Origin of the sequence: Staphylococcus sp. GDY8P85P (genome assembly GCF_017892405.1) — a bacterium.
GTDB classification, from domain to species: Bacteria; Bacillota; Bacilli; order Staphylococcales; family Staphylococcaceae; genus Staphylococcus; species Staphylococcus borealis.
This window is the reverse complement of sequence record NZ_JAESLA010000047.1, coordinates 13527-26551: the sequence shown is the minus strand read 5'-3', so window position 1 is coordinate 26551 and position 13025 is coordinate 13527. Positions and strand designations below refer to the sequence as shown.

15 protein-coding genes are annotated in these 13025 nt (G+C 34.3%); 2 read left to right on the top strand and 13 right to left on the bottom strand.

Annotated elements, in window-relative coordinates:
• Positions 1-89 precede the first annotated feature (89 nt).
• The 4 genes from KA828_RS10260 to KA828_RS10245 all read right to left on the bottom strand — a co-directional run bounded on the left by KA828_RS10260 (position 90) and on the right by KA828_RS10245 (position 3862).
• Entirely contained in the window at positions 90-1562 is a 1473-nt protein-coding gene (locus KA828_RS10260; RefSeq protein WP_210126169.1) for a leucyl aminopeptidase family protein, read from the bottom strand.
• 108 nt (positions 1563-1670) lie between these two features.
• Positions 1671-2879, bottom strand: coding sequence for an NAD(P)/FAD-dependent oxidoreductase (locus KA828_RS10255; RefSeq protein ID WP_075108679.1), 1209 nt, complete (start codon positions 2877-2879; stop codon positions 1671-1673).
• A gap of 365 nt (positions 2880-3244) precedes the next feature.
• Positions 3245-3604 (bottom strand): HesB/IscA family protein, encoded by a 360-nt coding sequence (locus KA828_RS10250; RefSeq protein WP_053029805.1) that lies wholly within the window; start codon positions 3602-3604, stop codon positions 3245-3247.
• 12 nt (positions 3605-3616) lie between these two features.
• The gene (locus KA828_RS10245) at positions 3617-3862 is read right to left on the bottom strand and encodes a YuzB family protein (protein ID WP_053029806.1); all 246 of its coding nucleotides are present in this window, start codon (positions 3860-3862) and stop codon (positions 3617-3619) included.
• A gap of 358 nt (positions 3863-4220) precedes the next feature.
• On the opposite strand from KA828_RS10245, the gene KA828_RS10240 reads away from it, so the two are divergent.
• Positions 4221-5285 carry an NAD(P)/FAD-dependent oxidoreductase gene (locus tag KA828_RS10240; RefSeq protein WP_070855123.1) on the top strand — a complete coding sequence of 355 codons (1065 nt, stop codon included), beginning with the start codon at positions 4221-4223 and terminating at the stop codon, positions 5283-5285.
• A 75-nt stretch (positions 5286-5360) separates the two neighbouring features.
• Here KA828_RS10240 and KA828_RS10235 read toward each other — a convergent pair whose 3' ends face one another.
• Entirely contained in the window at positions 5361-5681 is a 321-nt protein-coding gene (locus KA828_RS10235; RefSeq protein WP_053029810.1) for a YuzD family protein, read from the bottom strand.
• 103 nt (positions 5682-5784) lie between these two features.
• On the opposite strand from KA828_RS10235, the gene KA828_RS10230 reads away from it, so the two are divergent.
• Positions 5785-6027, top strand: coding sequence for a NifU family protein (locus tag KA828_RS10230; protein WP_002433501.1), 243 nt, complete (start codon positions 5785-5787; stop codon positions 6025-6027).
• An 81-nt stretch (positions 6028-6108) separates the two neighbouring features.
• Here the strand turns inward: KA828_RS10230 and dltD are convergent, their stop codons facing one another.
• The 8 genes from dltD to KA828_RS10190 all read right to left on the bottom strand — a co-directional run bounded on the left by dltD (position 6109) and on the right by KA828_RS10190 (position 12994).
• Positions 6109-7287, bottom strand: coding sequence for a D-alanyl-lipoteichoic acid biosynthesis protein DltD (gene dltD, locus KA828_RS10225; RefSeq protein WP_210126168.1), 1179 nt, complete (start codon positions 7285-7287; stop codon positions 6109-6111).
• The gene (gene dltC / locus KA828_RS10220) at positions 7284-7520 is read right to left on the bottom strand and encodes a D-alanine--poly(phosphoribitol) ligase subunit 2 (protein ID WP_011276285.1); all 237 of its coding nucleotides are present in this window, start codon (positions 7518-7520) and stop codon (positions 7284-7286) included. Before dltC ends, dltD begins: the two co-directional genes overlap by 4 nt.
• 15 nt (positions 7521-7535) lie before the next feature.
• On the bottom strand, positions 7536-8750 hold the full coding sequence (dltB, locus tag KA828_RS10215) for a D-alanyl-lipoteichoic acid biosynthesis protein DltB (RefSeq protein ID WP_070855126.1): 1215 nt from the start codon (positions 8748-8750) through the stop codon (positions 7536-7538).
• Positions 8747-10204 (bottom strand): D-alanine--poly(phosphoribitol) ligase subunit DltA, encoded by a 1458-nt coding sequence (gene dltA / locus KA828_RS10210; protein WP_210126167.1) that lies wholly within the window; start codon positions 10202-10204, stop codon positions 8747-8749. The genes dltB and dltA overlap by 4 nt, the downstream gene beginning before the upstream one ends.
• A 14-nt stretch (positions 10205-10218) precedes the next feature.
• Positions 10219-10344 (bottom strand): teichoic acid D-Ala incorporation-associated protein DltX, encoded by a 126-nt coding sequence (locus KA828_RS10205; RefSeq protein ID WP_107630223.1) that lies wholly within the window; start codon positions 10342-10344, stop codon positions 10219-10221.
• Between the two features lie 439 nt (positions 10345-10783).
• Positions 10784-11749 (bottom strand): 2-hydroxyacid dehydrogenase, encoded by a 966-nt coding sequence (locus tag KA828_RS10200; protein WP_210126166.1) that lies wholly within the window; start codon positions 11747-11749, stop codon positions 10784-10786.
• Positions 11750-11768: 19 nt separating this feature from the next.
• Positions 11769-12560 (bottom strand): TIGR01457 family HAD-type hydrolase, encoded by a 792-nt coding sequence (locus tag KA828_RS10195; RefSeq protein WP_053029820.1) that lies wholly within the window; start codon positions 12558-12560, stop codon positions 11769-11771.
• A complete protein-coding gene (locus tag KA828_RS10190) occupies positions 12560-12994 on the bottom strand; it encodes a DUF86 domain-containing protein (protein ID WP_070855129.1) in 435 nt (144 codons plus the stop codon). Before KA828_RS10190 ends, KA828_RS10195 begins: the two co-directional genes overlap by 1 nt.
• Positions 12995-13025 lie beyond the last annotated feature (31 nt).

Genomic DNA, 13025 nt, shown 5'->3' with positions numbered 1-13025 from the left:
AATAAGATCATTGACATAAATAAAGAGCGGAAACGTGTATTAGTAATTGTTTCCACTCTTAAAGACTAAATCATTACTTCATATTTAACTTATCTTAGCCAATTCAATACAGTTGTTATCATACTGCCAGTTGGACCTTTTGGACCTTTATAACTGGCCTTAGTCGTTGTTGCCGGACCAGCTATGTCAAAATGAATATGGGGTGTAGCACCACTAAAATGTGTAATAAAAGTCGCTGCAAAGAGTGCTTTCCCGTGTACATTTGTATGATTAACTAAATCTGCAACATCTGATTGACGTATTAGTCGCTGCTCAGTTTGTGTCATTGGTAATTCAAATGCATATTCATCCATTGCTTTAGCACTAAGACGTATAGCCTCAATTTCTTTATCGGCATTAGAACTAAAAATAGCTGCCTTATCTTCACCTAATGCTGCAACCGCTGCACCTGTAAGTGTGGCAAAATCTAAAATGAGTTTCGGTTGAAATTGGTTAGCATAAAATACTGCATCTCCCAATACCAATCGTCCTTCCGCATCACTATTTAACATTTCAACGGTTTCACCACTTAATGCCGTTAATACATCATCCGGTTTCATTGCTTGATTACTAATCATATTTTCAGCGGAAGCGATAACCCCTACAATATTGATAGGAAGTTGTAAACGTGATGCAGCATCAATCATACCAACTACATTTGCTGCGCCACACATATCAAATTTCATGGTTTGCATGCCTATCTTAGATTTAATGCTATAACCACCTGAATCATATGTAATGCCTTTACCTACCAAAGCAATCGGTGCATCATTACTATTCCCACCATTGTAAGTCATCGTTATGACAACTGGAGGATGCTCAGAACCTTTACCTACCGCGTGAATAAGTCCAAATCCTTCATCTAATAGTTGGTTACCATCTTTTATATCAACAGCTACTGATGATTGCGCAAAGTGTTGCGTAATTTGTTCAGCAAAGTAATTAGGCGTTAATATATTTGGCGGCATCTGGCTAAAGTCGCGTGCTAGGTTAATAGACTGACCGATTGTCTTACCATTAATGATATATTGATTCAAATCTTCAGTGGCAGACGTAATATTTAACTCTAATTGATATGGTGCAGTCTTATCAGATTTATAATGATCAAAACTATAAATAGACTGTTCACTTTGAAGTCCCATAACCTCTGCAACTTTACTTTGTTCCAATTGTTTTGAAATCAATGTATCGAATAGCACATCTGCTTCAGTTACTTGTTCTTCTTTTAAAAATTGAAATAAATGGCCAAATACTTTTAATAATGCAGCATAATCAAGCGATTTTAAATTTCCTAATCCAACTGTAATAAGTCGTTTAGATGTATCTGCTAATGGTAATAAAGTTGAAGATACTTTACCTAATTTGCTGCTAACCAAATGATGATGGCGATATGTATCTATTTGATGGGTCAAATCTTGATTGTTGTAATGAATAGTACCGAGTTGATTGATGTGGTCAGGTAAACCTAGAATTAACACTTCTGATTGTAAAGATGCATTGTTACATATTTGAAAATTAACCATAACCTCTCACTCCTAATTAAATGTAATATAAAAAAGAGGGCGTGGGACAGAATTCTTTATAAATTCGTCGTCCCACCCCCGCAAGGATGACTAGATTAAAGTAATAACTTAGAATTTACCTTTTTTAAATGCTAAGCCTACGCCACCAATTTTGAATACTGCACGTGTATCGATAACTTTTTTCATGAATGCAGCTTTTTTACCAGTAATATCTCTACCGTAAACAATACCTACACCGTCATGAGAACCTAATGAACATACAGTACCACGGTCAACATATTCGAAGTCTGTTGGTGCTTGACCGTTTAAGATATTTTTAATGCTTTTAGCAACGTGTTCACCTTGTTGCATAGCAATTTGTGCTGTAGTTGGTAATGGACGTTCTTCACCAGCTGGGATGAATGCTGAAACATCACCAATAACGAAGATATCATCATGACCTTCAATTGTTAAATCTTGTTTAGTCACGATACGACCACGTTTAACGCCTTCGAATGATTCTTCCATTAATTTACTACCGCGAACACCCGCAGCCCAGATTGCTGTACCTGCTTCTAATTGTTGTTCTTGATCGTTAATTTTAACGACGAAACCTTTGTCGTTACATGCAACGATTGGTGTAGCAATTTTGAATTCAACACCACGGTCTTCTAAGTAGCTAACTGCATAATTAACTAATTCGTCAGAGAACATTGGTAACATTTTTGGTGCAGCTTCAACACAAGTTACTCTAACTTTGTTTTGATCAACACCATATTTATTACATAATTCAGGAATTCTTTCAGTTAATTCACCTAAGAATTCGATACCTGTAAAGCCTGCGCCACCAACTAAGATAGCTAAGTCTTTATCGTCTTTTTCTTTAGAAGCTGCGTAGTTAGCAAATTTATCTTCGATATGACGAGATAATTTACGTGCAGTTTCAACATTTTCGATTTGGAATGCATAGTCTTTCATACCATCAATGCCAAATGTTTCACTTTCGAAACCTAATGCTACTACTAAAATGTCGTAATCATAGATACCGTGATTAGTTTCTACTTTTTTAGCGTTACGATCGATTTTAGTTACTTCTGCATTGATAAATTTAACTTTATCTTCTTTAATTACACTTTCAATTGGGTAAATTAAATCTTCATAATTTAATGTACCAGCTGAAGCTTCGTGTAACCAAGTTGCTTCATAGTGATATTTATTTTTGTTAATTAATGTAATATCCGCTTCTTCAGCAGAAAGTTCTTTTTGTAATTTAGTTACTGTTTGTAAACCAGCATAACCTGCACCTAAAACAAGTACTTTTTTACGATCTTGTGCCATTTCATTCACCTAAGCTTTCATTATTATTTTCTTAAATGTAGAAAAAGGCTACAAACTTCAGAACATAACAAAGTTCAGACATAACAATATAGTTTACTTTAATATATGTTTATCTGATTCTATCCAAAGACTTTGCACTTAACCTAACTGTTCATCCCCATTTATAGTCTTAGTCAACACTTTCATTTTCAGTTCGATTTTATGAACTTACGTTCACAAAAAAGACAAAGTTCAATCCATCTTCAATTTTATAGCTTTTATAGTTCATTTTCAAGCTACAACAAGACGAATATTAAAATAATCATATTATCCATACAATGACGTCTTTGAAAATCAATGATAGAGACAAATGATTTGAATTTATCCTAGCATTCTTCAGGGTTTCCAGCTACTTTAGCAGTTCTGAATGAACTACCACAGCCACATGAAGCGATGGCATTTGGATTATCAATTTGGAAGCCACCACCCATTAAAGATTGTTTAAAATCAATCGTTGTCCCATTTAATACAGGTACATCATATTTATCTACTAATACTTTCAAACCGTAGAATTCGAGTACTTCATCATTCTCGCCAGGTTGTTCTTCGGCTGACATACCATACGTAAGGCCTGTGCAACCACCACCGTTTACTTTAATCTTTAAATAGCCATCTTCCATGTCATTGCTCTTCAACATATCTTTAACTTCATACGCTGCCGCTTCAGTTAATGTTACAGTTGGCATAAATTATTCCTCCTATAATAAGTTAGTAAAATCATTCTCTTCTATATGTTTATAAATATTGCTTAATAACTCATCAGGTGTATCACCTTCAACAGTATCACCATCTACTAATGCATACAACCCACATGAACATACGCCACAGTTGTTTAAACATCCATATTCTAATACATCCACATTGGGATCGTTATCAAGTTTATCGTAAACGTAGTCTCCGCCTTTTGCCATATTAGAAATGCAAAATTCGACTAATGGAAACATACTTCACCTTCTTCTTCATTTTTTAATTACATTATTATAACAAATCTAACTTAGAACTGCATTGTCCTGGCTCATCATTTTCATACTATTTATAACGAATTTCTCCGACTAGAAATCATTAACTTCATTTTCCATATCATACATTTCATTGTAGTCATTTTGAAAAAAAGATATAATACACATATACATATATCGCACACTTTATTGTTAGGGGCAATAAATGTCGGCGATAAATAACTTTATTAATTTAAAGTTTTCAAATTAAAGTATCGTTCATTTACAAAAGTTTGCTTAATTCAAAGGGTATAAGTCAAAATTTATTTCGGAATAACAAATTTTTTATAAAGGGGTATAACAAATGAAAAATTTAGTGTTACTTGGTGGTGGCTATGGTAATATGCGTATCATGTCGCGTATTCTACCAGATGCATTACCAGAAAATTATACTTTAACATTAATTGACCGTATGCCATTTCATGGTTTGAAACCAGAATTTTATGCTTTAGCAGCGGGTACTAAGTCTGATAATGATGTGCGCATGAATTTTCCTGATTCAGAACGCATTAATACGATTTATGGCGAAATTAATGATATTGATTTAGATGCTCAAATCGTATCTGTTGGTCATACGAAGGTGGATTATGATGAATTAGTCATTGGCTTAGGTTGCGAAGATAAATATCATAATGTGCCTGGTGCTGACGCGTATACGCACAGCATTCAAACACTTTCTAAAGCTCGCGAGACATTCCACAGTATTAGTGAATTACCTAGTGGTGCGCGTGTAGGCATTGTTGGTGCTGGATTAAGTGGTATCGAATTAGCAAGTGAGCTGCGTGAAAGTCGTGAAGATTTAGAAGTTATCCTTTATGATCGTGGTGAACGCATTTTAAGAAATTTCCCTGAAAAATTAAGTAACTATATTGCCAAATGGTTCCGCGAAAACAATGTGAAAGTCGTTCCAAATTCTTTAATTGATAAAGTAGAACCAGGTAAAATTTATAATAGTGGGTCACCAGAAAATGTTGATTTGGTTGTCTGGACTGCGGGTATTCAACCTGTTGAAGTTGTAAGACACTTACCTATCGATATCAATCGAAGCGGACGTGTCATTATTAATCAATATCATCAAGTGCCAACGTATCGAAATGTATTTATCGTTGGTGATTGTGCTGATTTACCGCATGCACCAAGTGCTCAATTAGCTGAAGTACAAGGTGATCAAATCGCTGATGTACTCAAGAAACAATGGAATAATGAACCACTACCAGATAAAATGCCCGAATTAAAAGTTCAAGGTTTCCTTGGTTCTCTTGGTGAAAAGAAAGGATTTGCCTATATTATGGACCGTACAGTTACCGGACGTCTTGCGCATATACTTAAATCTGGTGTTTTATGGCTATATAAATATCATAACGGTTAAGATGAAACACGGGATTAGGCCTGAGCATGCTCAGACTTAATCCCGTGTTCTATTTTACTATTATAGAGATTGATATTAATTTGCAAAATGTTTATCGACAAAGTTGGTAATTTGCTTCGTTTGAATATATCCATCTGCTACATACTCATCATTCATTGTAATTAATGGATAGAACAACTCATCTTCCTCAAGTTGTTCAATATAGTGTTGGTCGTGATCACTTAAATTTTCTGTTTGTTTTTGAAAATCAATATATGTGTATTCAAATTGAATGTCTGGATACTTTCTTTCTAATAAAGGCTTAATCCACTCAAATGTATTCAATGATGTTGGCGCATTGACACAACTCGCACACACAACATCTGCGCCGTAAACTACCACGCTAACTTTAGTCATACTCAAATCCCCCGTTTTGTTTTATAGATTTTTCTTTCTTTATCTATTATAATAAATAAATAATCAATTTATGAAGTAATTTACTTGAAAGGAGACATATCTCATGCCTACTGAGAATGCAACAATGTTTGATCAAGTAGCTGAAGTCATTGAGCGTTTACGTCCTTTTTTATTACGTGACGGCGGAGACTGTACGTTAGTAGATGTTGAAGATGGCATCGTGAAATTACAATTACACGGAGCTTGCGGTACGTGTCCAAGCTCAACAATCACATTAAAAGCCGGTATTGAACGTGCATTACACGAAGAAGTTCCAGGCGTTATCGAAGTTGAACAAGTATTCTAAACGTCTCATATATCGTTTATATATACAATAAAGCACCAATGAGCAGCGTTTTCACACGCTAATCATTGGTGCTTTTATTTATTATTTATGATCATGATGTTTTTCTTGATCTTTATTATCATCATTCATATGTTGAACGATGTGTTGGTTCATATGCGCCCAACCTTTCCAACCTACGTGAACGACATCACTAAGTACATATTTTTCATAGTCTTTATCTGACATGTCATACACTTTACCACCATGTGCTTCAACAGTTTGGTGTATTTTCTTATAGACAGGTTCTCTTGTGGCGCGTTTAATACCTAAATGATCATACCATTTACCATTTACCGGTAAAATGACATATTGTACGTCTGCACCTGCTTGATGCATCGTATCTACTAATAATGATAAATCATTAAATTCTGGAGAGTTCATTTTAAACTCATATTGACGATGATTCATCGGCTTTTGGTGCATCAATTGTTTCCAATATTCATTGCGGATGCCATAGTTATTAGATGATGAGCGTTTCTCACCTAAAGCTATAGCTTTATCTTGCATTTCTTTCCATGACGCATTTGGTTCAGTTATCGTTTTCACATGTGATAAAGGTGATTTATCAAATGAGAAGTATGTTTTAATTGCTTCAATCTTAAGTAATTGATTCTCTTTAAAGCGTGAAACATAATGACCATCTACCTCGCCATGATTGTTAGCAACATCTTTCAAGAATGCTTTATTTGACGCACTTTTAAATTGTAATAAGCGTTTGGCATATCTTTCCTTTAATTCTGAAGGCATATCTTTTTGTTGAAATAACTGATTAATTTGGGTAGGTGTTGTTCGTGCTGCAAAATCACGATTATTCACACCATGCGTACTAAACCATTGTGGCGAAATAATAAACGTTATCTTTTTCCCTTTAAGTTGATCATATTGACCAGCTAATTCAATTGCATTAATTAAATCGGTATTACCACCCGTACCCACTAAAAAGATTGGCTTAGTGTCTTTTCTATTGTGTAATGCAAGTGCAGGGTTAAATGGATCTAACTTATTCAATTCACTAGACCCATAGATAGGATAATAATTGTCATTACTAAATAGTTTATTTTGAATGAGCGTACCTTTAAGAACTTGATCTGTTAAAGATATTCTATTATCAGCGACAGCCTTGTTCGTGACTAATCCAGTAAACCAGCTAGCAGGCATTAACACAAAGGCTAGAAATAATATGCCGCTAATAATAATTGGTAAAAATGGTTTTAATTTCATCGTAATTCTTCTAATGCTTCAACAATTTTGTTAGGAGTTGCCCACTCATCACGATCGAAATCCATGATTGATACTTCAATACCTAATCTATTTTGAATTTCAAGTAATAATCCTACTGTTTGGAATGAATCGATAATACCCTCTTCAAAGATTTCAACATCAGGGTTTTCTTTTACAACATCATTTTCTGCCACATCAGCTAATAAATCTAATACTTGTTCTTTAAATTCCATAATTTATGACTCCTTTTAAATTAATTTTCCTGAAAAGATTAAAAATCCAAATGCTACAAAATGGAATGTAATGATAATACTTAATGCTGTAGTAAAACCATTTTGCCAACGTGGTGGATGTTTCTTTCTCCAACGTTCATAGTAACCATAACCGATAAACATCAGGCCGTGATAAATACCATAAACGATATAGAATAACTCTAAACCATGCCACACACCCATGATAAAGAAGTTTAGGAAGAATGCGAAATTAGACATCGCAAATTGACTTTTGAATGTTTTCTTACGTGACATATAAAATAATGTACGCATATAGATACAATCTCTAAACCAGAATGATAATGACATATGCCATCTGTTCCAGAAATCTTTAATATTCTTCGCTTTGAAAGGTTGCTTAAAGTTAGGTGGTGTATTGATACCATATAAATAACTTACCGCTACAGCAAACAAACTATATCCTGCGAAATCAAAGAATAAATAAAAACTGTAAGCATACATATACAGCCATTTATGCGTAAAACCATTCAAATCCATCAATAATGGATGAATTGCATAGACATTGATTAAATAAGCGAGTATATATTTATACAAGAAACCAAGCATAATCATATGTATCGCTTTAGCAACCATTTCTCTATATTGTTCACCTGTAGGAACCTTTTTATCATCTTTGACGAAACGTTTATAGCGATCAATCGGCCCTGAAGACACTGTTGGGAAGAAAGAAATAAATTGGAACAACTTGCCCACTTTAATTTCTTTTATAGAGCCATCGCGTATTTCCATAATTAACTGGATACTTTTAAACGTTACATATGAAATACCTAGGAAACCTACAAATTCAATTAGTTTATGTTCATGGAAGTGAATTTGTTGACCACCTAACCATGAGCTTTGTAATACTTTAACAATCGCTAATGGTAAAATGGATAAAATCATCACTATGACAAACTTACTAAATGTATTATTTTTCTGTCTCGATTTATAATATCCCATGATTAATAGCACTTGCCAAATGAGATAAATGATAAAACTAATAAGTTGAATACTTAAATATTTATTACCGAATAAATTATGTTTATCTGATGAAAAAATGACGACAATCATAATTGCAGTACTTATACCGTTATATATATAGCTTCGCTTACCTAAGAATCCGAGTATGATGACTGGTAAAAGTACTATAAATGCAACTAAGAAGAAGGTAAACGTACCATATGGAATCATGCGTTAATATCCTCTGCCACTTGTTTACGATCAAGCTTTCCGTTTGAAGTCAATGGTAATTGTTTCATCCAAACAAATTTTCTCGGAATCATATATTCAGGTAAGCGAGATTTGAGTTCGGATTTAATTTGTCTTGTCATTTCCAAATCATCTTTAACTTCTTCGGTTGGAACAACCGCACCGATTAAGTGTATAACCTTGTTATTTTTATACACTGGTACGACTACGGTTTCTCTTACGAATGCTGACTGTCTAAGTTGCGTTTCAATTTCTTCTAATTCCATGCGGTAACCGTTAAGTTTAATTTGGAAATCAATTCTTCCTTGAATGAACCATTGTCCGTCTTTTTCGATTGCTTTATCACCAGTATGATAAATGCGAAGGCCATCTTCAAAGTTGAATACCGCTTCTGTTTTTTCTTTATTATCTAAATAACCTAAACTAACACTATTACCTTTAATTACAAGTTCACCCTCATCCGTTGTAAATAAGGTTGTATTCGGTCTTGAAACACCAACTGGTAGCGGATTATACGTTTCAATAATTTCAGGCGTCAATTTAACACCTGTAACTGCAACTGTCGCTTCGGTAGGTCCATACGTGTTATAAACTACCGCACTTGGATATCTATCAAGTAAAGCTTTAGCAGTTCTATGCGGCAAGATTTCTCCACAGAAGAAGAAATGATTTAAACTTGGGTAACTTGCTTCATTAAGGTTAGGTAATAATAGGCACATTTCCATAAATGATGGTGTAGACACCCATGCATTTATTGGTGTATTAACTAACATGTCATTCAATAATTTAGGTTTGTTGATCATGTCCTTATCTACTAAATTTAATGTGCCACCAGAAGTTAAACAAGGATAGATTGCCATGACTGATAAGTCGAATGAAAATGGTGCTTGATTTAACCATTCTTGTGCACCTTCAGACTCGTTAAGTGATACCATCCATTCTGCAAACTCAATTAAACTTGCATATTCAATTTGAACCCCTTTAGGTTCACCTGTTGAGCCAGATGTAAAGATTGTATATACCACGTCTGTTAATCCCATTTGACTATCAAATAGTGTTGGATTATCTGAGTCTTGGATACTTTGGATTGTCAGCTCTTGAATACCAGGCTGATTTAAGCGTGTATCTGTTGTGTTAAATAACATTTCAGGTTGAACCTTATTTATAATCATGTTTACACGTTCACTCGGTACGGATGTGTCAATTGGTACATATCCACACCCTGCTTTAATCGCACCTATCATACCCACTAACATATAAGGAGACATATGTCCGTATACGATTAATGGTTTCTGATTATCTTGTAATAGATGCGCTAATTTACTAGATTCATCCATTAATTGTTGATATGTTAATGTTTCATCTTTATGTCTAACTGCTGCACGTTGAGGATGACGTTGACCGAAGTCATTTATTAAATTTATGATATCTGTCATAATTAGACTCCTTATTAAAATTCATTATAAATGAAATTATTATGTGTATCGCCGGAACCATAAATTAGGTACAGCGCAATAAATATAGCTAAATAGAGAAGCGTTACTAAATAGGGTTTAGCTTTCTCATAATATTGCATTATTTTATGATTATTTTCTTTCAATGCACTATTGCACCTCACTATCATGTCAATTATCGGAGCGGATTAATCGTTTTTCCCGCGAAGGATATTTGAAGCTCCGAAAAAGTAAATTCATTAAATATAATTTTTATATATTATACATTCATCTTATTATAATTAAAATTTGTTTTTATAGCAAATTAAATTTTGCACTTCAAGTCGTTGTGATAACGACACTGACATTCATATTTCCAAGTCCATAGAAGTAAGTGAGTCAGTATCCATATTAACTACGCCTTGTAATGGCATGGATGAATTTAAATGACATTAATTATATTAGTACCAATTAACCTACTTAACAATTACATACGACATAACAAAACTGTTAGATAATATAAAAGAACTTCTATCGTTAAATAGTAAATCATTACCTTAACGTTAGAAGTTCTATATCGCTTTATTTATTTGTTACTGGTGTAAGTGGTGCTTCCCCTTTTAATATCGCAGCAATATTATCCACACATAATTGAATCATGTGATCTCTCGTTGCTACTGAAGCACTGCCAATATGCGGTAATATAATTGCATTAGGCATTTTCAGTAGTGGATGGTCAAGCTGAATAGGTTCTTCGCGTAAAACATCCAAGCCACAACCACCAATATCTTGATTGTTCAATGCATCAATTAATGCTTCCTCATCTACAATAGCGCCACGGCCAATGTTAATAAAGATCGCATCGTTTTTCATTTTTGAAAATGCATCTTTATCAAATTTATTTTCCGTTTCCGGCGTTAACGGTGCAGTACATATGACGAAATCACTTTCTGCTAATAACGTATCAAACGATACGTAGGTTGCATTGAGTTGCGTTTCTGCATCTTCATGTCTAGAGCGATTATGATATAAGATATTTGCTTTAAACCCTTGCAATCGACGTGCAAAGCTCTTTCCAATATCACCCATACCATAAATACCTACAGTCGATCCATGGACATCTTTGCCTGATAACAAATAAGGCCCCCAACTTTTCCATTCGCCATTTTGAACGTAGTGTTCTGCTTGAACAATACGTCGCGCTACAGCTAACATTAATGTGAATCCTAATTCAGCTGTTGTTTCAGTAAGTACTTGAGGCGTATTAGTGACAACAATACCTTTTTGATTTGCTAACTCAACATCAATATTGTCAAAACCAACCGCCATATTTGCAATAATCTTCACGTTTTTCGCGTGTTCCAGACAGGTTGCATCTATCGTTTCACTCAATGTAATAAAGCATGCATCTACGTCTTCTATTTCCTTCAAAAATTGCGCTCTAGGCATAGGTTCAAATGCTTCTTCCCACATTTTAACGTCGCCGAGTTGTTCCAATTGCTCAATGAAACGATTTGGAATCTGACGTGTGACTAGAATTTTCACCATTGTCGTGCCACCCCTTTATCTATTTTTGGGCATTTTTTTCTAATTCTGCAATTGCTACATTTAAATCTTTAAATGAATATGTAGGTTGTTGATCTTTCTCTTGTAATTCTTCATACGTCGTTACACCTGTTTGAACATGAATCGTATCTACACCGACATTAATCCCTGACATGATATCTGTATCGTACAAATCACCGACCATTGCTACATCAGATTTGTCCAATTGTAAAATATCTAATGCAATGTCCATAATGACTGGTTCAGGTTTACCAATAAATTGAGGGGCTTGACCCGTTGATACACTTACTACACTCGTAATTGCACCATTACCTGGTAAGAAACCACGTTCTTTAGGAATAGATACATCTGGGTTTGTTGAAATAAAACGTGCACCCTTACGTACTGCAAGCGTTGCAACGGCTAACTTCTCATAAGTGACATTTTCATCTAAACCTATCGCAACATAATCTACATTTTCATCATCTTTTACAGTTAATCCAGCTTCAGTTAATGCTGTGCGTAAGCCATTACCACCTAACATATATACTGTAGCATCACTTTTCTCACCGGCAATAAAATTGGCTGTTGCTAACGCAGATGTGACAACCTCTTCAGGTTTCGCATCAATCTTCATCTCTTTTAATTTTTGCGTTACCTCTTCAGGTGTCTTTGTAGAATTGTTTGTAACATATAAATGTGGAATTTGATGATTGTTTAAGTAATCGATAAATTGTGCTGCACCATCAATTTCGTCTGTACCTAAATACATTGTTCCATCTAAATCGATTAAATAACCTTTATAATTCTTCATTAGCTGTTGTCTCCTTTTCCAAAAGCAGTAACCGGCACATTCTCTTTCTCAAGGAATTGCGTTACCTCTTGAATAAACTGTTCATAATACGGCAAAGCATGATCAAATAACGGTTGAATCTTAGTATCATCTAATTCCGTGTAATTGTGTGCGAACTGCTTTCTAACATCAATCGTTTCATTTACACGTTGCTGTGTAGATTTCGAAATAACACCTTCAAGTTCAAGAATATCAATGACATCTTTATAATTTCCAGGGTCTCTCAAGATAAAACCATCAATAATCATATTCCCTATATCCACAGATGATTCAATTAACATTTGAGCGATACGTTCAAATGCATAATGATTTTCTTTATTTGCTTCATAATCTTTAATTAATTGATTTAAGTAAGTTAATTTTAAAGTAAGTTGATCTTTATCTACAAAATACATATCCTTCACCTCTTAATATGTCTATCATATC